Annotated in this window: 23 protein-coding genes; 12 read left to right on the top strand and 11 right to left on the bottom strand. The window is 70.9% G+C overall.

What is annotated here, in order from left to right; all coding sequences use genetic code 11:
• Nucleotides 1-133: 133 nt before the first annotated feature.
• Nucleotides 134-1,150, bottom strand: a complete 1,017-nt coding sequence (locus tag ACFHYO_RS11735) for a Fe(3+) ABC transporter substrate-binding protein (RefSeq protein ID WP_394320606.1) — start codon at nucleotides 1,148-1,150, stop codon at nucleotides 134-136.
• Between the two features lie 119 nt (nucleotides 1,151-1,269).
• Here ACFHYO_RS11735 and ACFHYO_RS11730 point away from each other — a divergent pair, with 119 nt between their 5' ends.
• From ACFHYO_RS11730 to ACFHYO_RS11710, 5 genes are all read left to right on the top strand, one after another.
• On the top strand, nucleotides 1,270-2,301 hold the full coding sequence (locus tag ACFHYO_RS11730; RefSeq protein ID WP_394320604.1) for a serine hydrolase domain-containing protein: 1,032 nt from the start codon (nucleotides 1,270-1,272) through the stop codon (nucleotides 2,299-2,301).
• A gap of 61 nt (nucleotides 2,302-2,362) precedes the next feature.
• Nucleotides 2,363-4,195 (top strand): ABC-F family ATP-binding cassette domain-containing protein, encoded by a 1,833-nt coding sequence (locus ACFHYO_RS11725; RefSeq protein ID WP_394320602.1) that lies wholly within the window; start codon nucleotides 2,363-2,365, stop codon nucleotides 4,193-4,195.
• A gap of 215 nt (nucleotides 4,196-4,410) precedes the next feature.
• Nucleotides 4,411-4,929 carry a 50S ribosomal protein L21 gene (rplU, locus tag ACFHYO_RS11720; RefSeq protein WP_036705094.1) on the top strand — a complete coding sequence of 173 codons (519 nt, stop codon included), beginning with the start codon at nucleotides 4,411-4,413 and terminating at the stop codon, nucleotides 4,927-4,929.
• A gap of 3 nt (nucleotides 4,930-4,932) precedes the next feature.
• Nucleotides 4,933-5,202, top strand: a complete 270-nt coding sequence (rpmA, locus tag ACFHYO_RS11715; protein ID WP_036705093.1) for a 50S ribosomal protein L27 — start codon at nucleotides 4,933-4,935, stop codon at nucleotides 5,200-5,202.
• Between the two features lie 155 nt (nucleotides 5,203-5,357).
• Nucleotides 5,358-5,903 (top strand): GNAT family N-acetyltransferase, encoded by a 546-nt coding sequence (locus tag ACFHYO_RS11710; protein ID WP_394320601.1) that lies wholly within the window; start codon nucleotides 5,358-5,360, stop codon nucleotides 5,901-5,903.
• A 45-nt stretch (nucleotides 5,904-5,948) separates the two neighbouring features.
• Here ACFHYO_RS11710 and ACFHYO_RS11705 read toward each other — a convergent pair whose 3' ends face one another.
• On the bottom strand, nucleotides 5,949-6,443 hold the full coding sequence (locus ACFHYO_RS11705) for a hypothetical protein (protein WP_394320599.1): 495 nt from the start codon (nucleotides 6,441-6,443) through the stop codon (nucleotides 5,949-5,951).
• 136 nt (nucleotides 6,444-6,579) lie between these two features.
• Between ACFHYO_RS11705 and ACFHYO_RS11700 the strand changes: the two genes are divergently transcribed.
• Nucleotides 6,580-6,987, top strand: coding sequence for a SufE family protein (locus ACFHYO_RS11700; protein WP_036710463.1), 408 nt, complete (start codon nucleotides 6,580-6,582; stop codon nucleotides 6,985-6,987).
• A gap of 193 nt (nucleotides 6,988-7,180) precedes the next feature.
• On the opposite strand, the gene ACFHYO_RS11695 is transcribed toward ACFHYO_RS11700, so the two are convergent.
• Entirely contained in the window at nucleotides 7,181-7,726 is a 546-nt protein-coding gene (locus tag ACFHYO_RS11695) for a glutathione peroxidase (protein ID WP_394320597.1), read from the bottom strand.
• Nucleotides 7,723-8,904: a tRNA 2-thiouridine(34) synthase MnmA gene (gene mnmA / locus ACFHYO_RS11690; protein WP_394320595.1), complete on the bottom strand. Its 1,182-nt coding sequence runs from the start codon at nucleotides 8,902-8,904 to the stop codon at nucleotides 7,723-7,725. Before mnmA ends, ACFHYO_RS11695 begins: the two co-directional genes overlap by 4 nt.
• A 171-nt stretch (nucleotides 8,905-9,075) precedes the next feature.
• On the opposite strand from mnmA, the gene sciP reads away from it, so the two are divergent.
• The 4 genes from sciP (at nucleotide 9,076) to ACFHYO_RS11670 (ending at nucleotide 12,738) form a co-directional block, all read left to right on the top strand.
• Nucleotides 9,076-9,351, top strand: coding sequence for a CtrA inhibitor SciP (gene sciP / locus ACFHYO_RS11685; RefSeq protein ID WP_036705088.1), 276 nt, complete (start codon nucleotides 9,076-9,078; stop codon nucleotides 9,349-9,351).
• 96 nt (nucleotides 9,352-9,447) lie between these two features.
• Complete coding sequence (gene ctrA / locus ACFHYO_RS11680; protein ID WP_394320593.1) at nucleotides 9,448-10,161, top strand: response regulator transcription factor CtrA; 714 nt, start codon at nucleotides 9,448-9,450, stop codon at nucleotides 10,159-10,161.
• Between the two features lie 943 nt (nucleotides 10,162-11,104).
• Nucleotides 11,105-12,049 carry a nucleoside hydrolase gene (locus ACFHYO_RS11675; protein ID WP_036709434.1) on the top strand — a complete coding sequence of 315 codons (945 nt, stop codon included), beginning with the start codon at nucleotides 11,105-11,107 and terminating at the stop codon, nucleotides 12,047-12,049.
• A gap of 71 nt (nucleotides 12,050-12,120) precedes the next feature.
• Entirely contained in the window at nucleotides 12,121-12,738 is a 618-nt protein-coding gene (locus tag ACFHYO_RS11670; RefSeq protein WP_074826403.1) for a YitT family protein, read from the top strand.
• A gap of 15 nt (nucleotides 12,739-12,753) precedes the next feature.
• Here ACFHYO_RS11670 and ACFHYO_RS11665 read toward each other — a convergent pair whose 3' ends face one another.
• Both ACFHYO_RS11665 and ACFHYO_RS11660 read right to left on the bottom strand, forming a co-directional pair.
• Entirely contained in the window at nucleotides 12,754-13,107 is a 354-nt protein-coding gene (locus ACFHYO_RS11665) for an arsenate reductase family protein (RefSeq protein ID WP_156127466.1), read from the bottom strand.
• A gap of 138 nt (nucleotides 13,108-13,245) precedes the next feature.
• Complete coding sequence (locus tag ACFHYO_RS11660) at nucleotides 13,246-14,574, bottom strand: DUF3422 family protein (RefSeq protein WP_394320590.1); 1,329 nt, start codon at nucleotides 14,572-14,574, stop codon at nucleotides 13,246-13,248.
• Nucleotides 14,575-14,733: 159 nt separating this feature from the next.
• Between ACFHYO_RS11660 and ACFHYO_RS11655 the strand changes: the two genes are divergently transcribed.
• On the top strand, nucleotides 14,734-15,243 hold the full coding sequence (locus tag ACFHYO_RS11655) for a L,D-transpeptidase family protein (protein WP_394320588.1): 510 nt from the start codon (nucleotides 14,734-14,736) through the stop codon (nucleotides 15,241-15,243).
• Between the two features lie 22 nt (nucleotides 15,244-15,265).
• Here ACFHYO_RS11655 and ACFHYO_RS11650 read toward each other — a convergent pair whose 3' ends face one another.
• The 5 genes from ACFHYO_RS11650 to ACFHYO_RS11630 all read right to left on the bottom strand — a co-directional run bounded on the left by ACFHYO_RS11650 (nucleotide 15,266) and on the right by ACFHYO_RS11630 (nucleotide 20,030).
• On the bottom strand, nucleotides 15,266-15,673 hold the full coding sequence (locus tag ACFHYO_RS11650; RefSeq protein ID WP_036701439.1) for a carboxymuconolactone decarboxylase family protein: 408 nt from the start codon (nucleotides 15,671-15,673) through the stop codon (nucleotides 15,266-15,268).
• On the bottom strand, nucleotides 15,654-16,028 hold the full coding sequence (locus ACFHYO_RS11645; RefSeq protein WP_394320586.1) for a MerR family transcriptional regulator: 375 nt from the start codon (nucleotides 16,026-16,028) through the stop codon (nucleotides 15,654-15,656). The genes ACFHYO_RS11650 and ACFHYO_RS11645 overlap by 20 nt, the downstream gene beginning before the upstream one ends.
• Nucleotides 16,029-16,145: 117 nt before the next feature.
• A complete protein-coding gene (locus ACFHYO_RS11640) occupies nucleotides 16,146-17,666 on the bottom strand; it encodes an NAD(P)(+) transhydrogenase (Re/Si-specific) subunit beta (protein WP_394320585.1) in 1,521 nt (506 codons plus the stop codon).
• Nucleotides 17,667-17,681: 15 nt separating this feature from the next.
• On the bottom strand, nucleotides 17,682-19,256 hold the full coding sequence (locus ACFHYO_RS11635) for a Re/Si-specific NAD(P)(+) transhydrogenase subunit alpha (protein WP_168782343.1): 1,575 nt from the start codon (nucleotides 19,254-19,256) through the stop codon (nucleotides 17,682-17,684).
• 216 nt (nucleotides 19,257-19,472) lie between these two features.
• Nucleotides 19,473-20,030, bottom strand: coding sequence for a hypothetical protein (locus ACFHYO_RS11630; RefSeq protein ID WP_394320583.1), 558 nt, complete (start codon nucleotides 20,028-20,030; stop codon nucleotides 19,473-19,475).
• 168 nt (nucleotides 20,031-20,198) lie between these two features.
• Between ACFHYO_RS11630 and pepN the strand changes: the two genes are divergently transcribed.
• The gene (pepN, locus tag ACFHYO_RS11625; RefSeq protein WP_394320581.1) at nucleotides 20,199-22,760 is read left to right on the top strand and encodes an aminopeptidase N; all 2,562 of its coding nucleotides are present in this window, start codon (nucleotides 20,199-20,201) and stop codon (nucleotides 22,758-22,760) included.
• Nucleotides 22,761-22,785: the final 25 nt, after the last annotated feature.

Below are 22,785 nucleotides of genomic sequence, written 5' to 3'. Positions count from 1 at the left end.
AGGGCGGCACCGCGAAAAGGTCTAACCGCGGGCGCGGTCCCGGTCCAGTCGGCGGGCGCGGAGCTGCGGCCCGGACACGAAAAGGCCCGCGCCGGTCAGGGCGCGGGCCGGATCGGTCAACTGTGGGGGCGGCTCAGCCGTCCACGTCCACCTGCTGGATCAGCTTCAGCGCGTCGGGCCGCAGGCGGCTGATCTCGGTCAGATCAACGCTGTCCGGGGTGAACTCGCCCCAGCTCTTGACCAGCTCGGACCGCTCGACCCCGGCCTTGATCGGGAACTCGTTGTTGGTCTCGGCATAGATCTTCTGCGCCTCGTCGCTGGCGAGGAACTCCATCAGCTTCAGCGCGGCGTCCTTGTTCGGCGCCGATTTCGTCATCGCCACGCCCGAGACGTTCACGTGCGTGCCGCCATTCTCGAACTTCGGGAACACGATGCGGACCGACTCGGCCCAGTCCTTCTGCTCGGGATCGGCGAGCATCTGGCCCATGTAGTAGGTGTTGCCCAGGCTGATGTCGCACTCCTTGGCCCAGATCGACTTGACCTGGCCGCGGTCGTTGCCCTCGGGCTTCTTGGCGAGGTTCGACTTCACACCCTCGAGCCATTTCACCGTGTCGGCCTCGCCGTGGTGGGCGAGATAGGCGGCGGTCAGCGCCACGTTGTAGTCGTCGGTGAACGGCCGGGTGCAGATGCGCCCCTTCCACTTCGGATCGGCCAGATCCTCATAGGTCGTCACCTCACCGTCGACCACGCGGTCCTTGCTGGCATAGACGATCCGCGCGCGGGTGGTCAGGCCATACCACTGGTGATCCTTGTCGCGCAGGCTCTCGGGGATGGCCGCGTCCAGCGCCGCATCCTCGACCGGCTGGGTCACGCCCGCGTCCTTGACCTGCCCCAGCCGCGCCACGTCCACGGTCAGGATCAGGTCGGCGGGCGAACGGTCGCCCTCGGCCTTGAGCTTCTCGACCATGCCCTTGTCCACGAAGGCGATGTTGACCGGGATGCCGGTCTGCTTGGTGAACGCGTCCAGCAGCGGCTGGATCAGCTCGGGCTGGCGGTGCGAGTAGATGTTGACCTCGGCGGCGGCAGCAGCCCCGGCGGCGAGGGGAAGCGCGGTGGTGCCGGCAAGCGCGGCGATCAGCAGGCGGTTCATATCCGAGTCCTTATGTCGGTTACTCGGATGCTGAATGGAACAGCCGCCGCCACGGGTCAATACCTTATCGTTTCGCTATGCCGGATTGTTTCGCCCCGCGCGCGTGCCATATCCCTGCCATGACCACATCCCCCCGCCCCGACCGCCGCCGGTTCATCGCAGCCGCCGCGGCCTTCACCGCTGCCCCCTCGCTCGTGCGGGCCGCGGACGCGACGCTCGACGCCATGCTGGCCGAGGCCGCCGCGCTGACCCAGCTGCGCGCCGTCGCCGTCTGGCGCGACGGGCCCGACGGCGGGCGCGAGATCGCCGCCCGCGGCTACCACGGCTTCACCCCCGACCGGCCGACCAACATCAAGTCGGCCTCGAAGTCGATGATCTCGGCGCTGGCCGGGATCGCCATCGCCCGCGGCGTCATCGCCGGCGCCGATCAGCCCATCGTGGCGCTGCTGCCCGCCGCCGACCTGCCCCCCGATCCCGACCCACGGCTGGCCCGCGTGACGGTCGGCAACCTTCTGTCGATGCAGGCGGGGCTGGGCCGCCAATCGGGGCCGAACTACGGCCGCTGGGTGAGCAGCGGGAACTGGGTCCGCACCGCGCTCGCCGCGCCGTTCGAGGCCGAGCCGGGCGGCCGGATGCTCTATTCCACCGCCTCGTCGCATCTCGTCTCGGCGATCCTGACCCACGCCAGCGGCCGCTCGACGCTGGCGCTGGCCCGCGACTGGCTGGGCGCGATCCCCGGATTCGCCATCACCGGGTGGGAGCAGGACCCGCCGGGCATCTATCTGGGCGGCAACGAGATGGCGATGTCCACCCGCTCGCTCCTGGCCTTCGGCACCGCCTATGCGCGGGGCGGCGCCGGGGTGATCCCGCCAAGCTGGATCGGAGAGAGCTGGACGCCGCGCACCAACTCGATCTTCTCGGGCGAATCCTACGGCTACGGCTGGTTCATCGGCCGGGTCGGCCGCTTCGGCATGGGGCGGCCGGTGCGCTATGGCTGGGGCTACGGCGGGCAGATGATCTATGTGTTCCCGCCCGCGGGGGGCGCGCCGGCGGCGGCGGTGGCGATCACCTCGGACCCCGACCAGCCCTCGGCCCGCACGGGCTATCGCAGCGCGCTGCACGATCTCGCCGCGCGGCTGGTGGCGGCATGAACGCCCGCCGTCGCCTGCGCCGCGTTGACGGCTGGCGGCGCGCGGGATAACCGCCCCGGCCATGGCCCGCGCTCCGCTTCTGCAACTCACCGGCATCTCGCTGACCTTCGGCGGCACCCCGGTGTTCGACGACCTCTCGCTGACCGTCCAGGAGGGCGACCGCGTCGCGCTGGTCGGCCGCAACGGGTCGGGCAAGTCCACGCTGATGAAGGTCATGGCCGGGCTGGTCGAACCGGACCGCGGCGAGGTCATCGTCCCCGCCGGCACCCGCGTCGGTTATATGGAACAGGACCCGGACCTCTCGGGCTTCGCGACGCTGGGCGAGTTTGCCGCCGCGGGCCTGGGCGAGGGCGAGGACTGGCGCGTCGCCGCCGCCGCCGAGGGCCTGGGCTTCGACCCCGCCCGCCCCGTTGCCACAGCCTCGGGCGGCGAGCGGCGGCGCGCGGCGCTCGCCCGGCTTCTGGCCGAGGCGCCGGACCTGATGCTGCTCGACGAGCCGACGAACCACCTCGACATCCAGGCGATCGGCTGGCTGGAACAGCAGCTCTCCGAGACCCGCACGGCCTTCGTCCTCATCAGCCACGACCGCGCCTTCCTGCGCCGCCTGACCCGCGCGACGCTGTGGATCGACCGCGGCGAGGTGCGGCGGCAGGACAAGGGGTTCGAGGCCTTCGAGGACTGGCGCGAGACGACCTGGGCGGCCGAGGACGAGGCCCGCCACAAGCTCGACCGAAAGATCAAGGCCGAGGCCCGCTGGGCGGTCGAGGGGATCAGCGCGCGCCGCAAGCGCAACCAGGGCCGGGTCCGCGCGCTGGCTGCGCTGCGCGCCGAACGCGCCTCGCAGATCCGCCGGCAGGGCACGGCAGCGATGGCGCTCGACGCCGGCACCCAGTCGGGCAAGCGGGTGATCGAGGCGCAGGGCATCAGCAAGCAATTCGGCGACCGGGTGATCCTGCGGCCCTTCGACCTGCGGGTGATGCGCGGCGACCGGGTGGCCTTCGTGGGTCCGAACGGGGCCGGCAAGACCACCCTCATCAAGATGCTGACCGGCGAGACAGCCCCCGACACCGGCACGGTGACGCACGGCACCAACCTCGAGATCGCCGTCTTCGACCAGGCCCGCGCCGCCATCGACGACACCCAGACCCTGTGGGAGGCGCTGACCAACGACCCCGAGATGCGGGTCTCGGGGCGCTCGGATCAGGTCATGGTGCGTGGCCAGCCGCGGCACGTGGTGGCCTATCTCAAGGATTTCCTCTTCGATGACGCCCAGGCCCGGGCGCCGGTCGGCAGCCTGTCGGGCGGGGAGAAGGCGCGGCTCCTGCTCGCGCGGATCATGGCCCGGCCCTCGAACCTGCTGGTGCTGGACGAACCCACGAACGACCTCGACATCGAGACGCTGGACCTGCTGCAGGACATCCTCGGCGAATATGACGGGACGGTGCTGCTGGTCAGCCACGACCGCGACTTCATCGACCGCGTGGCCGACACCACCGTGGCGATGGAGGGCGACGGCCGCGCGGTGATCTATGCCGGCGGCTGGACCGACTACCGCGCTCAGCGGGGCGAGGATGCGCCTGCCCCTGCCCCTACGGAGGCCGTTACCCCGGCCCAGGCCCGCCCGGCGGCGCCTGCGCCGGCCCCGGCGGCTGCTTCTGCGGCGCGCAACGGCCTGACCTTCAGCGAGCGTCACCGGCTCGAGGCGCTGCCGGCGGTGATGGAACGGCTCGAGGCCGAGATCGGCAAGCTGTCCGAGTTCCTGTCGCAGCCCGACCTGTTCCAGACCGCGCCCGCCAAGTTCGCCAAAGCCTCCGAGGGGCTGGCCGAGCGGCAGGCGGCGCTGGCCGCGGCCGAAGAGGAATGGCTCGATCTGGCCGACCGCGCCGAGGGCTGACGCGCCGCCCCGATGTGGGACGGATGCGGGATGGACGTTGACTCGCGCGCCGTCATCCGCCATATAACCGCGGACCGGCCGGGCACCCGCCTTGGCCGGCCATTCATTTTTCACAATCACCCCCCACGGGGTGCGCTGTCCGAGGCAAGGGGGCGACCCCGCCAAACGCCGGGAAACCGGGGCCACAGGGCGCGGCAGAGACGAAAGACGACATCATGTTCGCAGTCCTCAAGACGGGCGGCAAGCAGTACCGGGTTCAATCCGGTGACGTGCTGCGCGTCGAGAAACTGGCCGCCGAGCCCGGCGACAAGGTCCAGTTCAACGATATCCTGATGATCGGCGGCACCATCGGTGCGCCGCTCGTCGCCGGCGCCGGCGTCGTGGCCGAGGTCATCGACACCATCAAGGCCGACAAGGTCATCACCTTCCACAAGCGCCGCCGCAAGCACTCGTCGCAGCGCACCCGTGGGCACCGCCAGCAGCTGACCCTGCTGCGCGTCACCGACCTGCTCGAATCGGGCGCCGACTCGTCGGACGTCAAGGCCGCCGTCGGCGCGCGCTCGGGCAACGGCCCGCGCGTCAAGGGCGACGACCGCTATGCGATGAACAAGTCCGACCAGGCCGAGATGGCCGCCCGCGTGGCGACCGGCGAGGCGGGCGAGAAGTCGGCCGAAACGGCCGAGAAACCCAAGCGCGCCCGCAAGACGGCCGCCGCTGAAAGCACGGAGGCGTAAGCCATGGCACACAAGAAAGCAGGCGGCTCGTCCCGCAACGGCCGCGACTCGGCCGGCCGGCGCCTCGGCGTCAAGCTGTTCGGCGGCCAGTCGGCCATCCCGGGCAACATCATCGTGCGTCAGCGCGGCACCCAGTGGTGGCCGGGCGAGAACGTCGGCATGGGCCGCGACCACACGCTGTTCGCCCTGACCGAAGGCACCGTGACGTTCCGCAAGGGCCTCAAGGGCCGCACCTACATCTCGGTCCAGGCCGCCGCGCCGGCCGCCGAGTAACTCCGCCGACGAACGCCAGACAAGGGGGATCGGCAGCGCCGGTCCCCCTTGCGCTTTCCGGCATGGCGTTCGTCGCGGGTCACCATTCCCGCACGCAACCGCGCGCCCGCGTCCGCCGCCCCGCCGCGGCGGACGCCACCCCCCGGAGGATCCCGATGACCCAGGCTGTGCTGATCGGCACCACCCAGCCCGAAATCCGGGCCGAGCGTTTCCTGCTGCGCCCGCTGCGCGTCTCGGACGAGGGACCGATCCAGCATTACAGTTCGGACCGACGGGTGGCCTGCGGCACCCGCGCCATCCCCCACCCCCTGCCCCCCGGGGCCGCGGCGCAATACGTCGCCCGCGCCATGTCACCCGACCGGCACGAGGACGTGTGGGCGATCGACGCGAGCGAATCCGGCCTGGGCGAGCTGCTGGGCGTCGTCTCGCTGACCCGGATCGAGCCCGAACAATCCGAACTCGGGTTCTGGATCGGCTCGGGCTTCTGGAACACGGGGCTGGCGACCGAGGCCGTGCAGGCGCTGGTCAACGCCAACCCGCACGGCTCGCGGACGCTTTTCGCCGAGGCGTTTCAGGACAACCCCGGCTCGGCCAAGGTGCTGACCAACGCGGGCTTCGCCTATCTCGGCGACGCCGAAAGCTGGTCGGTCGCCCGCAACGCCCGGGTGCCCACCTGGACCTATCTGCGCCAGATGGGCTGAGCGCGGGCGGCCCCGCCGCCCCGCCCCGCCGGCTGGCGCCCTGCGTCAGACCTTGAGCGAGATCCCGTTCAGCCCGGCGCTGATCGTGACCGAGTCGATCCACTCCAGCGCCGCATTGCTCAGCGGAAAGGCCACGGTCAGCGTGTCCGCCCCCGGCTGGGCCGGCGTCCGCGCCGCGGTGTCCTCCGCCAGCGGCGGCGCGCCGACCAGCTTCAGCCGCAGCACCCCGTCCGGCCCCGGCCGCACCCGGCCCGCCGGCTGCGGCGTCTCGGTCACCAGCGCCACGTCCCACCAGCCCTTGGTCGGCGCGATGGCGGTAACGACCAGCAGCCGCCCCTCGACCGTCGGCTCCCACCGGGCCGAGAGGACCTGCGGGACCGGCAGCCGCTGGTCGGTGTCGGCATAGCCGCCGCGCGGCTCGAGCGTCTGCGGCCCGCGCGGGGCGCCGCCGCGGTCGAACCACCGCATCGGGTTGAGGCTGCTGTCGCCGCATCCCGCCAGCGCCGCGCAAAGACAGAGGATCCAGAGGGGACGGGTCATCGCGCGGCCTTTTCATGTTCAGCGTCGCGCCAGTCTTAGGCGATCGGACCGCCGCGCCTCAAGGGAAAGCTTGGCCGCCGCTTTGACCTTGGCGCCGCCGCACGCTAACAGCCCGGGATCAGCGAAAGGACCGCCCATGGCCACCGCCGCCTTCGAGGAGATTGCCGAGACCTTCGAGTTCCTCGACGACTGGGAGGACCGCTACCGCCACCTGATCGAGCTGGGCCGCGCCATGCCGCCGATGGACCCCGCCCTGCAGGTGCCCGCGACCAAGGTCGAGGGATGCGCGAGCCAGGTCTGGATCCTGCCGCGCATCGAGGCCGGGCGGTTCGACTTTCAGGGCGACAGCGACGCGCTGATCGTGCGCGGACTGATCGCGGTGCTGCACGCGCTCTACGCCGGCGTGCCCGTGGCCGAGGTCACCCGCATCGATGCGGCGGCCGAGCTGGCGCGGCTGGGGCTCGACGAGCATCTGTCGGCCCAACGCTCGAACGGAGTGCGCGCGATGGTGGCCCGGATCCGCGAGAGCGCCGCGGCTGCCTGAGGGGATGTTGCCCGCGCGGCTGCGCGGAACGGTGGCCACACCGAGCTGACGCCGCGGGCGCTCTGTTCGTGCCCTTCTTCACTCGGGAATACAGGGGCTTCCAGACACCTCGAAGCCCGTCGCGCTGAGTTATTTCGGGACAAAAGCCCAGAAAGCCCAGAAAGGCCAAAGGGGGCCGCGCCCCCTCCTGCCCTCAGGCTTCGGCCAGCGCCCGGTCGATCGCCGCCGTCAGCCGCGGGTCGTCCGCCGCCACGTCCGGTGCGAACCGCCCGACCACCCGCCCGTCGCGGCCGATCAGGAACTTCTCGAAATTCCACTGCACTTCAGGCGCAGGGTTCGCGGTGATCCCGTAGCCCGAGAGCTTCTCGCGCCACGGCCCCTCTCCCTCGGCCGCAGGCTCGGCCGCGATCAGCGCCGCATACAGCGGATGCCGCGCCGCGCCGCTCACCGGGGTCTTCGCGGCCAGCGGGAAGGTTACCCCATAGGTACCCTGGCAGAACGCCAGCACCTCGGCGTCCGTCCCCGGCTCCTGCTCCTTGAAGTCGTTCGAGGGCACGCCCAGCACCACGAGCCCGTCGTCCTTGCGCGCGCGATAGAGCGCCTCGAGCCCCTCGTACTGCCCCGTCAGCCCGCATTTCGAGGCGACGTTCACCAGCAGCACCACCTTGCCCCGCCAGTCGTCCAGCGAGCCATGGCTGCCGTCGTTCATCGTCAGGTCGATCCGTCCGATCTCGCTCATCCGCGGCTCTCCGATCTGCGGGTTTCGGTGATGGTGATCCAGCCGCCGCCCAGCACGCGCGTGCCCTCGGCGGCGTAGAAGACGCAGGCCTGTCCGGGGCTGACCCCCTCTTCGGCTGTGGCGAGTTCCACGGTCGCGGTGGTCGGCCCGGTCGGGCGCAGGATCGCCGGCGCCGGCGGCCGGGTCGAGCGGATCCGCACCATGATCTCGCGCTCGGCCACGTCGCCGAGCGCGCCCCCGCCGATCCAGTTCACCTCGGCGACCGGCACCAGTCGGGTGGCGAGCGCGGCCTTCGGGCCGACCACGACCTGGCGCGTCTCGGCGTCCAGCCGCACGACGTAGAGCGGGTCGCCCAGCCCCCCGATCCCCAGCCCCCGGCGCTGGCCGATGGTATAGTGGATCACGCCCCGGTGCTGCCCCAGCACCCGGCCGTCGAGATCGACGATGTCGCCCGGCTCGGCCGCGCCGGGGCGCAGCTTCTCGATCACCGCGGCGTAGTTGCCCTCGGGGACGAAGCAGATGTCCTGGCTGTCGGGCTTGTCGGCCACCACCAGCCCGAACTGCTGCGCCAGCGCCCGCGTCTCGGCCTTGCTGGCGAGGCCGCCGAGCGGAAATCGCAGGAACTCGAGCTGCTCCTGCGTGGTCGAGAACAGGAAATAGCTCTGGTCGCGCGCCGGGTCGGCGGCCATGTGCAGCTCGGCCCCCGCGGGCCCCTCGAGCCGGCGGATATAGTGCCCCGTCGCCATGCAGTCGGCGTCGAGCTCGCGCGCCGTCTGCAGCAGGTCGCGGAACTTCACCCGCTCGTTGCAGCGGATGCAGGGCACCGGGGTGGCGCCCGCCAGATAGGCGTCGGCAAACTCCTCGATCACCGATTCGCGGAACTTGTTCTCGTAGTCGAGCACGTAATGCGGGATGCCGATCCGCTCGGCCACGCGGCGGGCGTCGTGGATGTCCTGCCCGGCGCAGCAGGCGCCCTTCTTCTTCAGCGCAGCGCCGTGATCGTAAAGCTGCAGCGTGACACCGATGACGTCATAGCCCTCGGCCTTGAGCATCGCGGCCACGACCGAGCTGTCCACCCCGCCCGACATCGCCACCACCACCCGCGTCTCGGCGGGCGGGCGGGCGAAGCCCAGGGAATTGAGATGCGGCGCCGGGGGGCGCGGGGAAAGACTGGTCACGGGGATGGTCCGGGCTGTCGGCTGATCGGGCGCGCGCCCGCGCGGGCCGCACCACCTTGGGGATATAGCGAAAATGCCCGGCTTTTCAACCGAACCCCACGGCCGTTCTTCACCCGGCCTTAACGGCGGCCGTGTCAGGAACGCCTCACCACCCGATCCGAAAGGCCCGCCATGTTCGTCCGAAAGACCCCCGGCCCGCGCACCGTGACCCTCCCCGACGGCTCGATCCTCAGCCGTGCGGACCTGCCGCGCACCACTGACCGCTGGGTGGCGCGGCGCAAGGCGGTGGTGGTGCAGGCGGTGGAACACGGGCTGCTCAGCCGCGACGAGGCGAGCGACCGCTACGCCCTGACCGAAGAGGAACTCGACTGCTGGATCGCCGCCGTGGCGCGCGAGGGGGCGGCGGCGCTCAAGGTCAAGGCCATCCGCCGCAAATCGCCGGATTGATCAACCGGGGGTAGATTTCTGTTGACCTGCTAACCGTAAATTAACGATTCCTCGGGCAGGGTGCCGGGAAAGAGAGGGCACCGAAAGGGGACGGAAATGCGAATCTTGCAGGTCGAGGACGACCCGACGACGGCGCGCAGCATCGAGCTGATGCTGAACCATGCCAATTTCAACGTCTATCTGACCGACATGGGCGAGGAAGGCGTCGATCTGGCCAAGCTCTACGACTACGACCTGATCCTGCTCGACCTCGACCTGCCGGACATGAACGGGCTCGACGTGCTGCGGCAGCTCCGCGTCTCGCGGATCGACACCCCGATCCTGATCCTGACCGGCTCGGACGACACCGAGATCAAGCTGCGCGGCTTCGGCTTCGGCGCCGACGATTACATGACCAAGCCCTTCCACCGGGAAGAGCTGGTGGCGCGCATCCAGGCGATCATCCGTCGCTCCAAGGGCCACAGCCAGGCGGTGATCCGCACCGGCAAGATGGTGGTGAACATCGACGCCCGCTCGGTCGAGGTGGACGGCAAGCCGGTCAACCTGACCGGGAAGGAATACCAGATCCTCGAGCTTCTGAGCCTGCGCAAAGGCACCACGCTGACCAAGGAGATGTTCCTGAACCATCTCTACGGCGGGATGGACGAGCCCGAGCTCAAGATCATCGACGTCTTCATCTGCAAGCTGCGCAAGAAACTGTCCGAGGCGCTCAAGGGCGACAGCCACATCGAGACGGTCTGGGGCCGCGGCTACGTCCTGCGCGACCCGCAGGAGTCGGTGCACGCTGAGCGGATGGCGATGGGGGCGTGAAAGCGCGGGGCGAGGGCGGCGGCGCGAGTGGGAGCGGTTTCGGTGGAGGTCGGCCTCGGGGTTGAGCGCCGCGTGGCCGGGGGGCGCGCTTTCCGCAGCAGAGGGCGAGGGTTGGCCCGGTCGCAGCGACCGCCGGACAGGCGGAGCTCTCTGCCGCAAGGCGCAGGGCACGGCCGGTCGCGGTGACCGTCGGACCGGCGGGACATTGTGCGGCGGTGCGTGACGAGCGCGCCCCGGTCGCCATAAGCGCCGCACAGGCGGGGTATCCGCAGCACGGCATGGGGGGACTGCCCGGTCGCGATGACCGCCGGACGGTGATTATTCCGCTGCAGGGTACGGGGTCGTGGCCATTCGCGGTGAGCGCCGGTTGGGCGGGGTTTCCGTAGCAGAGCACGGGTGCATGGCCCTGTCTTAGTGACTGGCGGACCGACGGGGTCTCCGCCGCAGAGCGCGATGGCACGGCCAATCGCGGTGATCGCCGGACCAGCGGTGCATTGCGCAGCAGAGCGCGAGGAGCGCGACCCCGGTCACCGTGAGCGCCGACCGGGCGGGGTTTCGGTAGCTCTGCACGGGGAGACTGCCCGGTCGCGATGACCGCCGGACGGTGGGGATCCCCCTGCAGGGCGCGGGGTCGCGGCCATGCGCGGTGGGCGCCGGACGGGCGGGGTTTTCGCAAGAGAGCGCGGGTGCGCGGCCCGGTTGAGATGAGCGCCTCTTACGAGAGGGCGCGCTTTGCGCATGGTGTGCTCGGTTCCCCTTCGCGGGTAAGCCTCAAACCCGATCCTCCGCGCCGTCCACCACCCCTGCGCCCGCGCCGTGCGACACCCCCTTGCCCAGCGCCTTCAGCCACACCCTTCCCCCGCCCCCCCTTCCCCCCGCCGCCCCGTCACGCCATGCTGCCCGGGCCGCTGACACGACGGCACCACCGACAGGACCACCCCGTATGGCGCAGAAGATCATCATCGACACCGACCCCGGCCAGGACGATGCCGTGGCGATCCTGCTGGCGCTCGCCTCGCCCGAGCTCGAGGTGCTGGGGATCACGGCGGTGGCGGGCAACGTGCCGCTGCCGCTCACCCTGCGCAACGCCCGCGCGATCTGCGAGCTGGCCGGGCGCCCCGACATCCCCGTCTACGCCGGGTGCAACGCGCCGCTCGAGGGGCGGCTCGTCACCGCCGAGAACGTCCACGGCGCGACCGGCCTCGACGGGATCACCCTGCCCGAGCCGACCATGCCCGTGCAGGACCGCCACGCCGTGGATTTCCTCGTCGAGACGCTGCGCCGCGAACCCGCGGGCAGCGTCACCCTCGTCCCCATCGGCCCGCTCACCAACATCGCCGCGGCCTTCCGGCAGGCACCCGACGTCATCGCCCGCGTCGGCCGCATCGTCATGATGGGGGGGGCCTATTTCGAGGTCGGCAACGTCACCCCGGCGGCCGAGTTCAACATCTTCGTTGACCCGCTCGCCGCGGCCGAGGTCTTTGCCGCCGGCGTCGATCTCGTCGTCATGCCCCTCGACGTCACCCACTGCGCGCTCACCAGCCGTGCCTGGGTCGAGGGGATGCGCGCAAGCGGCCGGGTGGGCGAGGTCGTGGCGAGCTGGACGGATTTCTTTGAGCGCTACGACCGGGCGAAATACGGCCACGACGGGGCGCCGCTGCACGACCCCTGCGCGGTCGCCTATCTCATCGCGCCCGAAATTTTCTCCGGCCGGCGGATCAACGTCGAGATCGAGACCGAGGGCCGCTTCACCCGCGGCATGACCGTCGCCGACTGGTGGGGCGTGACCGGGCGCCCGGCGAACGCGCTCTTCATCCGCGATCTCGACGCGCCGCGCTTCTTCGACCTGCTGACCGAGCGGATCGGGCGGCTCGACGCCCGCGGGTGAGGGAACGCCCGGCGGGGCAGCCTCGCCCCCCCCGCTGGACAACCGCGCGCCGATGGGGCATCGCGCGGGCCATGAGCGCCACCTCGCCCGCCGCCATCGCCCATCCCCACAGCCGCGCCGAGGATGCCCAGGGCATCCTCTTCGGCGGGGTCATGGCCGCGTTCGGCGCGCATCTGCTGGCCTCGGCCGGGCTGATCACCGGGCAGCTCGCCGGCCTGGCGCTGCTCGTCGCGCAGGCGACCGGGGTTCCGTTCGGGCCGGTCTACCTCGCCCTCAGCCTGCCATTCTACGGCTTCGGCTACCGCCGCCTCGGCGCGGGGTTCCTGCGCCGGACGGTCGCGGCGGTGCTGATCATGGTGGCGACCAGCCTCGCCCTGCCCCGGCTGATCGGCTTCCAGGCCATCCACCCCGGCGCCGCCGCCGTGCTCGCGGGGCTGGTCTGCGGGGCGGCGCTGCTCGCGCTCTTCCGCCACCGGGCGAGCCTCGGCGGCATCGGGGCCGTGGCGCTCGACGTGCAGGACCGCTTCGGGATCAAGGCCGGCTGGGTGCAGATGGGCTTCGACGCGCTCGTCTTCGCGGCCGCCCTCGCCCTCATGCCGTGGGAGCGGGTGGCCTGGTCGGCGCTCGGCGCGGCGGTGCTGAACCTCGTGATCGCGATCAACCACCGCCGCGACCGCTACATCGTCTGAGCGCGCCGCGCCCCCTCAGGCCGGCACCCCCAGCGCCCGCTTGACGTTCGCCGTCCAGCCGAGCAGCCGCGCGTCGCCCGCGACGATCGCGGGACGCTTCATGACCGAGGGTTTCGCGCCGAGCATCGCCACCGGCGCCATCGACCGCTCGGCCTCGGACATCCCCCGCCACGTCAGGCTCGCGCGGTTGACCAGCTTGTCGCTGAACTCGTCGACCAGCCGCGCCCGCTCGGCCTCGGAGAGCGGCTCGGCCGCCACGTCGCGGAACGCCACCTGCCAGCCCGCGGCCTCGAGGTCCGCCTGCGCCTTCTGGCAGGTCGAGCAATGCGCAAGCCCGTAGAGCGTCAGCCGCCGCACGTCCTCGCCCATCAGATGAACGGCACGAACGGCACGCCGCAGCCGGCAAGCGCCAGCAGCGCGGCGAGGGACAGGGCAAGGCGCATGGGGACTCTCCTCTGGAACGGTCGGCCGCAGACTGCCCGCGGCGCGGGGGGCAGCGCAACCCCGTCAGAGATCGCCGTGCCCCGCCGCATCGTGCAGCCGCGCCCGCACCCGGCGCATCCCCAGCCACACCGCGACCACCACCAGCGGCGTCAGCGCCGCGACGAGCAGGGTCTTGTCGATCCCCGCCGCATGCGCCAAGGGCGCCGCGGCATAGCCCAAAAGCCCCACCGCGTAATAGCTGATCGCCACCACCGACAGCCCCTCGACCGTGTGCTGCAGGCGAAGTTGCAGGTCGGCCCGTCGGTCCATCCGCGACAGGATCTCCTGGTTCTGTTCGCTGCGCTGCACGTCCACGCGGGTGCGCAGCAGCTCGCCCGCCCGCGCCGCCCGGTCGAGCATCGCCGCCAGCCGCGCCTCGGTCGAGCGCGCGGTCCGCATCGCGGGCTCGAAGCGGCGGGACATGAACTCGGTCAGCGTCTGGCGGCCCTGGAACCGGGTCTCGCGCAGGGCGGCGATGCGGTCGTGGACGATCGCCTCATAGGCGCGGGTCGCGCCGAAGCGGAAGTTGTGCTGCGTGGCCGCGGTCTCGAGCCGGGCCGACAGCGCCAGCAGATCCTGCAGCACCGCCTCGGCCGGGCGGGCGTCGTCGCCCAGCCCCTCGACCAGCGCCGCCATCTGGGTGTCGATCGCGTTGAGCGTCGCGCTGAGCGACCGCGCCCGGGGAAAGCCCAGCATCGCCATGGCGCGATAGGTCTCGAGCTCGGTGAGCCGTTGCACCACCCGCCCGAGCCGCTCCGGCCCCACGCCCTCGCGGGCAAAGACCGCAAAGCGCATCCAGCCCACCGCATCGATGCGGAAGTCGGTGGCGATCACCGTGGCCCCGTCGAGCACCTGCACCGCCGTCAGCCCGTCCACAACGAACCATTCGTCCAGCCGCTCGGCCAGCTCCGCGTCGGTGTCGGGGAACGGCTCGACGTCGATCAGCGCCGCGACGAGGCGCTTGCCCGGCGCGCGGGCCTGCCACTCGGGCGGGAACAGCTCGGCCATGCCGGGGTCGAAGGGGCGGACCGGGCGGCCGGGGGTGAAGCTCGTGTAGCTGACGAACTCGGTATGCCCCTCCCACCGCAGCTCGTGGCGGCCCATCACCGCGGCGTATTGGCCGATGCCCGGCTGCGGCGCGGGGGCGCCGTGGCGGCGCGCCAGCTCGGCCAGATGGGCGAAGTCATGCCCCCGGTCGCGGTTGGCGGCGTCGCGCGGTTCCTTGAAGGCGAGGTAGACGACCTTGCACGGCGCGGTCAGCCGCGGCGAGGGGCGCGCGTGCAGCTCGTTGACCATCTCGAACCGCAGCGGGTGGTCGAGCGACGTGTCGATGGGAAGGGCGTCCTGGCTCATGGCCGCATCTCACGCGAGAATGGCGGCGGCGCGCAAGCCGTCCCTTGGGCGGGGGGCGGGGCTTCGCCGGCGCCCCCCTATCAGCGGGATGTGATGCCCGGCCCGGTTGCACCGGGGCCAGCCATTCGGCAGGGTTGGGCCAGAATCAGGGAATCCGTCATGTCACGTCTCCTCCAGCTCATCACGGCGGGTCTGCTGCTGGCGCTCGTCGCGTCCTGCGCGCCGAGCAAGTTCAAGAGCTACAGCGGCCCGCCGGTCACCCAGATCGTGGTCAACAAGTCGGCGCGGCAGATGCTGTTCCTGTCGGGCAACACGGTGATCAAGTCCTACAACGTCGGGTTGGGGAACGAGCCGCGGGGCCACAAGCAGTTCTCGGGCGACGGCAAGACGCCCGAGGGGCTCTATTACATCGACCGCCGCAACCCCGACAGCCGCTACCACCTGTCGATCGGGATCTCCTATCCGAACTCGGTGGACAGCGCCTATGCGGCGGCGCTGGGGCAGCAGGCGGGGGGCGACATCTTCATCCACGGCCAGGGGCCCGAGGGGCGGGCGCTGTCGCGCATCCGCCGGGACTGGACCGCGGGATGCATCGCGGTGACGGATGCCGAGGCCGAGGACATCTATGCGATGGTCCGCGACGGCACGCCGATCCAGATCAACCCCTGAGGGCGGGGGCTGGCGCCGCGCCTCACCCCGCCCCGCCGTCCGCAGCGGCGGCTTCGTCGGCCGCGGCAAACACCTCGGCCGCGGCGTTCAGGCCGTTGATCGCCGCCGGCATCCCGCCGTAGACAGCCATCTGCCAGATCGCCTCGGTGATCTCGGTGCGCGAGGCCCCCGCCGCCAGCGCATGGGCGACGTTGACCCGAAGCTGCGGCCCGGTCCCGCCGCCCATCGCCGCCAGCGCCGCCACGGTGCAGAGCTGGCGGGTCTTAAGGTCCAGCCCGGGGCGGGCGTAGTGGTGGCCGTAGGCCCATTCGATCAGGCTGTCGGCCATGCCCGGCAGCAGCCCGTCGTAGCGGGCTGAGAGCGCCTCGTGCAGCGTCGGGTTCAGCCGGGCGGCCACCGCGGCGCCTGCCTCAAGATGTCGGTCGGTCATGCTCTGCCTCCATGCGGCGAAAGGTCTCGATCTTGTCGTCCATCAGCGCCAGCGCCGCGTTGAGTTCGGCCACCCGCGCGGCGATGGCCGTGCGGTGCGCCTCGATCATCGCCCGGCGGGCGGCGAGGGTCGCGTCCCCCTGCCGGCGCAGCGCGGCGTAGCGGACCCGGTCGGCCTGCCGCATCCCCGTCGCCGCCAGCCGGGCGAGGAAGGCGATCCAGTCCAGCACTGCCGGATCATAGTCGCGCCGCCCGCCCCCGTCGCGGGCCGGCCGCTGGATCAGGCCGATCCGCTCGTAAAAGCGCAGCGTGTCCACGCTGAGCCCGGTCTGCCGCGCCAGTTCGCCGATCTTCATGGCCTGCCTCCGATGGAACGAGAGGGGTTCTAGCGGCTGGAGCGCACTCCAGCTCAAGCACGAAAAAACCCCCGCCGGGTCGGGCGGGGGTTTCGGGTCGTGGGACCGGGGGTCCGGTCAGTCGATCATCGGCAGCAGCGCGTCGAGCGATTTCTTCGCGTCGCCGTAGAACATCCGCGTGTTCTCCTTGTAGAACAGCGGGTTCTCGATCCCCGAGTAGCCGGTGCCCTGTCCGCGCTTGCTGACGAACACCTGCTTGGCCTTCCACACCTCGAGCACCGGCATCCCGGCGATGGGCGAGTTCGGGTCTTCCTGAGCCGCCGGGTTCACGATGTCGTTCGAGCCGATGACGATCGCCACGTCGGTCGAGGGGAAGTCCTCGTTGATCTCGTCCATCTCGAGCACGATGTCATAGGGCACCTTGGCCTCGGCCAGCAGCACGTTCATGTGCCCGGGCAGACGGCCGGCGACGGGGTGAATGGCGAAGCGCACGTTCTTGCCGGCGGCGCGCAGCTTGCGGGTCAGCTCGCTGACCGACTGCTGGGCCTGCGCCACCGCCATGCCGTAGCCCGGGACGATGATGACGCTGTCGGCCTCGTTCAGCGCCGCGGCCACGCCCTCGGCGTCGATGGCGATCTGCTCGCCCTCGATCTCCATCGCCGGGCCCGTCTCGCCGCCGAAGCCGCCGAGGATCACGCTGATGAACGAGCGGTTCATCGCCTTGCACATGATGTAGCTGAGGATCGCACCGGACGAGCCGACCAGCGCGCCCACGACGATGAGCAGGTCGTTCGAGAGGGTGAAGCCGATCATCGCCGCCGCCCAGCCTGAGTAGCTGTTCAGCATCGAGACGACCACCGGCATGTCCGCCCCGCCGATCCCCATGATCAGGTGCCAGCCGATGAAGCCCGCGATCACGGTCAAGAGCAGCAGCCACAGCATCGCCGGGCCGACGCCGGCGACATAGAGGATGGTCAGCAGCAGCGACAGGGCCGCCGCGCCCGCGTTCAGCATATGCCCGCCGGGCAGCTTCTTCGGCTTGCCGTCCACCTTGCCGGCCAGCTTGCCGTAGGCCACGACCGAGCCGGTAAAGGTCACCGCACCGATGAACACGCCGAGCGCGACCTCGACCTTGAGCATGGCGATCTCGGCCGGGGTCTTGTGGGCGAGGACGGCGGCGAAGCCGTGGAAGAACTCGGTCAGCCCGCTGAGGCGGGCGTGCATGACCCGGCCCAGCTCGATCTGGGCGTTCAGCCCGATGAACACCGCGGCAAGGCCCACGAGGCTGTGCATCGCGGCGACGAGCTGCGGCATCTCGGTCATCTGGACGCGGGTGGCGAGCACGTAGCCCACCCCGCCGCCGATGGCGATCATGATGAGCGACAGCCACCAGTGCCCGAGGCCGGGCCCGAACAGCGTGGCCAGCACCGCCAGCGCCATGCCGACGATTCCGTACCAGATCGCGCGCTTGGCGCTTTCCTGGCCCGAGAGCCCGCCCAGCGCGAGGATGAACAGGACCGCGGCCACGACATAGGCGGCGGTGGTGAAGCCGAAGACCGGAACCGCGTCGAGGACGCCCGCGCCGTGCGACACGACGGGGGCGAGGCCCGGCTCGGTGGTGATCACAGTGGTTTCCATGCGCTCACCCTACCCTTACGACTTCTGGAACATGGCGAGCATCCGGCGCGTGACCAGGAAGCCGCCGAAGATGTTGACGCCGGTCATCAGCACCGCGAGCGCCGCGAGGATGACGACCCAGGCCGAGCCCGACCCGATCTGCAGCAGTGCGCCGAGGATCACGATCGACGAGATCGCATTGGTGATCGCCATGAGCGGCGTGTGCAGCGAGTGCGCCACGTTCCAGATCACGCTGAAGCCCACGAAGCAGGCCAGCACGAAGACGATGAAATGCGACAGGAAGCTCGCGGGCGCGAACAGCCCCACCAGCAGCATCAGCACGCCGCCGGTGACGAGCATTCCGACCTGGCTGCGGGTCTGGCGCTTGAACTCGGCCAGCTCGTTGGCGCGCCGCTCCTCGGGCGTCAGCTCGCGGGCCTTCTCCTTCGGCTTCTGCACCGCGATCGCCTGCACCTTGGGGGGCGGCGGCGGCCAGGTCACGTCGTGGTCGCGCGTCACCGTGGCGCCGCGGATCACGTCGTCCTCCATGTTGTGGACCAGCGCGCCGTCCTTGGCGGGCGTCAGGTCGGCCATCATGTGGCGGACGTTGTTGCCGTAAAGCTCGGACGCCTGCGCCCCCATGCGCGAGGGGAAGTCGGTGTAGCCGATGATCGTGACGCCGTTCTCGGTCACGATCTTCTCGTCCGGCACCGTCAGCTCACAGTTGCCGCCACGCTCGGCGGCAAGGTCCACGATGACGCTGCCGGGCTTCATCGCCGCGACCATGTCCTCGGTCCACAGCTTCGGCGCGGGCCGGCCGGGGATCAGCGCGGTGGTGATAACGATGTCCATCTCGGGCGCGAGCTCGCGGAAGCGCGCAAGCTGCGCCTCGCGGAACTCGGGGCTCGAGGGCGCGGCATAGCCGCCGGTCGCGGCACCGTCCTGCGCCTGCTCCTTGAAGTCGAGATAGACGAACTCGGCGCCCATCGATTCGATCTGCTCGGCGACCTCGGGGCGGACGTCGAAGGCATAGACCTGCGCGCCGAGGCTGGTGGCCGCGCCGATGGCGGCCAGCCCCGCGACGCCGGCGCCGACGATCAGCACCTTGGCCGGCGGCACCTTGCCCGCGGCCGTGACCTGGCCGGTGAAGAAGCGGCCGAAGTTGTTCGCCGCCTCGATCACCGCGCGGTAGCCCGCGATGTTGGCCATCGAGGACAGCGCGTCCATCTTCTGCGCGCGGCTGATGCGGGGCACCATGTCCATGGCGATGGCGTTCACGCCGCGGTCGCGCGCCGCCTCCAGCAGCTCGGGGTTCTGGCCGGGGTAGAAGAACGAGATGAGCGTCTGCCCCTCGCGCATCTGCGCCATCTCCGCTTCGGTCGGCGGGCGGACCTTGGCCACCACGTCGACCGCGCCCAGAAGCGCCGCGGCGGTCGGATGCACCGTCACGCCCGCCCGCTCATAGGCCGCGTCCGAGAACCCGGCCCGTGCGCCGGCCCCGGACTGGACGTGGACCGCGTGGCCCAGCTTCTGCAGATGGCCGGCCGAGGAGGGCGTGATCGCCACCCGCGCCTCGCCGTCGAATGTTTCCTTCAACGCGCCGATCTTCACCGGTTTTCCTCTCCCCGCAGGCCGCAATCCGGGTCGCATTATCATCGGCGGGCGCGGGATCACAAGGTTTTGTCAGGCTTTCGCAGGGCAGGACGGGACGTCAGTGCGGCCCGCGCTCCCGCGCTCACCGTGCGGGGCGGCGCAAATGGAAACCGCCGCGCAGAGGCTGCGCGGCGGTCAGTCTGGCCCGAGGTGTCAGGCCGGCGGTCGAACCGATCAGTTCGACGGGGCCGGGGTGGTCACCGGGGTGGTGGTCGTGGTCGAGGTGGTGGCCGAGTCGGTCGCCGGGGTGGTGGCCGTGTCGGTCACCGGGGCGGTCGTCGTGGTCTCGGTCGTGGTGGTCTCGGTCGTCGCCGCGCCGGTCGCCGGGGCGGTGGTCGCCGGCTCGGTGGTCGTGGTCGTCGTCGCGGGCGCAGTGGTCGCCGGCTCGGTGGTGGTCACCGGGGCGGTCGTGCTCGACGAGGTGGTCGCCGGCTCGGTCGTGGTGGTCGTCGGCGTGGTGGTGGTCGTGGTCGCCGGCGCCGTGGTGGTGCTGGTCGTGGTGGTGTCGGGCGTGGTCGTGGTGCGGTCACCGCCCATGAACGTCGACAGCAGCCACCAGGCGAGCGCCAGCGCCAGCAGGATGCCGATGATCAGCGGCAGCGGCGAGGCTTTCTTCTCGACCGGCTCGACATAGGTTTCGGTCACGACGGTGCTGCGACCGCTCGGATCCACCGGGCGGTGGGGGTCGGTCGCGTCGGTGCGGCGCGGATCGTTCGGATCGTAGTTGGCCATGATGGTCTCCATAGTAAATCGGTCGATCGTCGGACCGCCTGCGGCCACCCCGAGGGGAAATAGGCCCGGCTTGCGACCCGCTTATCCTGCGCTTAACACACGCCACAAGCACAAGTTCCGCTGCCTCAACATTTTTCCCCGCACCGTGTGCAGTCAGCAAGGCCCGAGATGTCCCAGACCCGATTCCTCAGCGAATACCGCCCCTGGCCCTTCCGCCTGCACGAAACGCGGCTCGACGTGACGCTGGCCCCGCGGGGCACGCGGGTGCAGTCCGAACTGCGGCTCGAGCGGGTTTCCGCCGGCGATCTGACCCTCGACGGCGGGGCCGGACTGCGGACGTTTTCGGTCGCGATCGACGGCACGCCGGTCCCCGAGACCGCCCTGACGCTCGCCGACGAGACGATGACCATCGCCGCCGCCACGCTGCCCGAGGGGCCGTTCACCCTCTCGGCCACCGTCGAGATCGACCCCGAGGCCAACACCACGCTCGAGGGGCTCTATCTCTCGGGCGGGATGTTCTGCACCCAGTGCGAGGCCGAGGGCTTCCGCCACATCACCTGGTATCCCGACCGCCCCGACGTGATGGCGCCGTTCCGCGTCACCGTCCGCGCCGACCTGCCGGTGCTCTTGTCGAACGGCAACCCGGTGGCCAGCGGGCCGGGCTGGGCCGAGTGGCACGACCCGTGGCCCAAGCCCGCCTATCTCTTCGCCCTCGTCGCGGGCGACCTGCGCGCCGTCTCGGACCGCTTCACCACGATGTCGGGGCGCGAAGTCGCGCTGAACGTCTGGGTGCGCCCGGGCGATGAGGACCGCGCGGGCTTCGCGCTCGAAAGCCTCGTCAAGTCGATGCGCTGGGACGAAGAGGTCTACGGCCGCGAATACGACCTCGACGTGTTCAACATCGTCGCCGTGGACGACTTCAACATGGGCGCGATGGAGAACAAGGGGCTGAACATCTTCAACTCGAAGCTCGTGCTCGCCTCGCCCGAGACCGCCACCGACAGCGACTATGAGCGCATCGAGGCGGTGATCGCGCACGAGTATTTCCACAACTGGACCGGCAACCGCATCACCTGCCGGGACTGGTTCCAGCTCTGCCTCAAGGAAGGGCTGACGGTGCTCCGGGACCAGCAGTTCACCTCGGACCTGCGCTCGGCGGCGGTGAAGCGGATCGAGGACGTGGTGACCCTGCGCGCGCGCCAGTTCCGCGAGGATGCCGGCCCCCTCGCCCACCCGCCGCGGCCCGACCGCTATGATGAGATCAACAATTTCTACACCGCGACGGTGTATGAAAAGGGCGCCGAGGTGATCGGGATGCTCAAGCGGCTGGTCGGCGACGACGGCTACCGGTCGGCGCTTGATCTCTATTTCGACCGCCACGACGGGCAGGCGGCGACCATCGAGGACTGGCTGAAGGTGTTCGAGGACGCGACCGGCCGCGACCTCGCGCAGTTCAAGCGCTGGTACACGGACGCGGGCACGCCCGAGCTGACCCTGACCGAGGCATGGGACGAGAAGGCGGGCCGGCTGACGCTGCACTTCACCCAGGCCACGCGGCCCACCCCCGGGCAGCCCGAGAAGCCCCCGCGCGTGATCCCCATCGCCGTGGGGCTGATCTCGGCCAACGGCGACGAGGTGCTGCCGACCACCGTGCTCGAGATGACCGAGGCCGCGCAGAGCTTCAGCTTCGACGGGCTGGGCGGACGGCCCATCGTCTCGCTGCTGCGCGGCTTCTCGGCCCCCGTCACCGTCGCCCGCGAGATCCCGCGCGCCGACCGGGCGGTGCTCATGGCTCACGACACCGACCCCTTCGCCCGGTGGGAGGCCGCAAACAGCCTCGCCCTCGACACGCTGGTCGAGATGGCGGCGGGCGGCGAGGCGGACCCCGCCCTGACGTATGCCTATGGCGGGGTGTTGGCCGACAGCGCGATGGACCCGGCCTTCCTCGCCCTGATGCTGCGGCTGCCGGCCGAGGACGAGGTGGCGACCGAGATCGCCCGCCGCGGCGGCACCCCCGACCCCGACGCCATCCACCGCACCCGCGAGGCGCTGATGGAGGAGCTGGCAGCCCAGCACGCCCGCGTCCTCGACCAGATCATGGCCGAGATGGACTGCCCCTACGACTACGCCCCCGACGCCGAGCAGTCGGGCGCCCGCAGCGCCCGGCTCGCGGCGCTGGCGTGGCTCAGCCGCCTCGACGGCGGCGAGCGTGCGGCCGAGGTGTGGGCGAAGGCCCGCAACATGACCGAGCGGATGGGCGCGCTGAGCCAGCTCGTCCGCGCCGGGCGGGCCGAGGCGGCGCTGGCGGGGATGGAGGCGCAGTTCGGCGCCAACCGGCTGGTGATGGACAAGTTCTTCACCGTCCAGCCGATGGCCGCGGACCCGGCGCAGGCGGTGGGCATCGCCCAAAGCCTTGCTGCGCGGTCGGATTTCGACTGGCAGAACCCGAACCGCTTCCGGGCGCTGATCGGGGGTCTGGGCGCGAACCATGCCGCCTTCCACGCCGCCGACGGCTCGGGCTACGACTTCGTGGCCGACTGGCTGATCCGCATGGACGCGGTGAACCCGCAGACGGCGGCGCGGATGACCTCGCTCTTCGAGACCTGGCCGCGCTACGACGCGGGCCGTCGCGCCCGCGCCCGCGCGGCGCTGGAACGGATCGCCGCCCGGCCGGGGCTTTCGCGCAACACGGCCGAGATGGTCACGCGCATTCTTGCCGCCGGAGGTTGAGCCGCCTTGCGGGCAAGCCGCGCGA

The sequence above is a fragment of the Paracoccus panacisoli genome (assembly GCF_042435015.1).
Lineage (GTDB): Bacteria > Pseudomonadota > Alphaproteobacteria > Rhodobacterales > Rhodobacteraceae > Paracoccus > Paracoccus panacisoli.
This window is presented reverse-complemented; position numbering and strand designations above follow the sequence as displayed.

Coding starts and splice junctions, on each gene's coding strand:
- rplU (WP_036705094.1), top strand. CDS start 4,411: ATGTTCGCAGTCCTCAAGACGGGCGGCAAGCAGTACCGGGTTCAATCC.
- ACFHYO_RS11670 (WP_074826403.1), top strand. CDS start 12,121: ATGAGCGCCACCTCGCCCGCCGCCATCGCCCATCCCCACAGCCGCGCC.
- ACFHYO_RS11705 (WP_394320599.1), bottom strand. CDS start 6,443: ATGACCCGTCCCCTCTGGATCCTCTGTCTTTGCGCGGCGCTGGCGGGA.
- ACFHYO_RS11665 (WP_156127466.1), bottom strand. CDS start 13,107: ATGGGCGAGGACGTGCGGCGGCTGACGCTCTACGGGCTTGCGCATTGC.
- ACFHYO_RS11640 (WP_394320585.1), bottom strand. CDS start 17,666: ATGGAAACCACTGTGATCACCACCGAGCCGGGCCTCGCCCCCGTCGTG.
- pepN (WP_394320581.1), top strand. CDS start 20,199: ATGTCCCAGACCCGATTCCTCAGCGAATACCGCCCCTGGCCCTTCCGC.
- ACFHYO_RS11725 (WP_394320602.1), top strand. CDS start 2,363: ATGGCCCGCGCTCCGCTTCTGCAACTCACCGGCATCTCGCTGACCTTC.
- rpmA (WP_036705093.1), top strand. CDS start 4,933: ATGGCACACAAGAAAGCAGGCGGCTCGTCCCGCAACGGCCGCGACTCG.
- ACFHYO_RS11730 (WP_394320604.1), top strand. CDS start 1,270: ATGACCACATCCCCCCGCCCCGACCGCCGCCGGTTCATCGCAGCCGCC.
- ACFHYO_RS11630 (WP_394320583.1), bottom strand. CDS start 20,030: ATGGCCAACTACGATCCGAACGATCCGCGCCGCACCGACGCGACCGAC.
- ACFHYO_RS11695 (WP_394320597.1), bottom strand. CDS start 7,726: ATGAGCGAGATCGGACGGATCGACCTGACGATGAACGACGGCAGCCAT.
- ACFHYO_RS11655 (WP_394320588.1), top strand. CDS start 14,734: ATGTCACGTCTCCTCCAGCTCATCACGGCGGGTCTGCTGCTGGCGCTC.
- ACFHYO_RS11700 (WP_036710463.1), top strand. CDS start 6,580: ATGGCCACCGCCGCCTTCGAGGAGATTGCCGAGACCTTCGAGTTCCTC.
- ACFHYO_RS11660 (WP_394320590.1), bottom strand. CDS start 14,574: ATGAGCCAGGACGCCCTTCCCATCGACACGTCGCTCGACCACCCGCTG.
- ACFHYO_RS11650 (WP_036701439.1), bottom strand. CDS start 15,673: ATGACCGACCGACATCTTGAGGCAGGCGCCGCGGTGGCCGCCCGGCTG.
- ACFHYO_RS11645 (WP_394320586.1), bottom strand. CDS start 16,028: ATGAAGATCGGCGAACTGGCGCGGCAGACCGGGCTCAGCGTGGACACG.
- ACFHYO_RS11735 (WP_394320606.1), bottom strand. CDS start 1,150: ATGAACCGCCTGCTGATCGCCGCGCTTGCCGGCACCACCGCGCTTCCC.
- ACFHYO_RS11710 (WP_394320601.1), top strand. CDS start 5,358: ATGACCCAGGCTGTGCTGATCGGCACCACCCAGCCCGAAATCCGGGCC.
- sciP (WP_036705088.1), top strand. CDS start 9,076: ATGTTCGTCCGAAAGACCCCCGGCCCGCGCACCGTGACCCTCCCCGAC.
- ctrA (WP_394320593.1), top strand. CDS start 9,448: ATGCGAATCTTGCAGGTCGAGGACGACCCGACGACGGCGCGCAGCATC.
- ACFHYO_RS11675 (WP_036709434.1), top strand. CDS start 11,105: ATGGCGCAGAAGATCATCATCGACACCGACCCCGGCCAGGACGATGCC.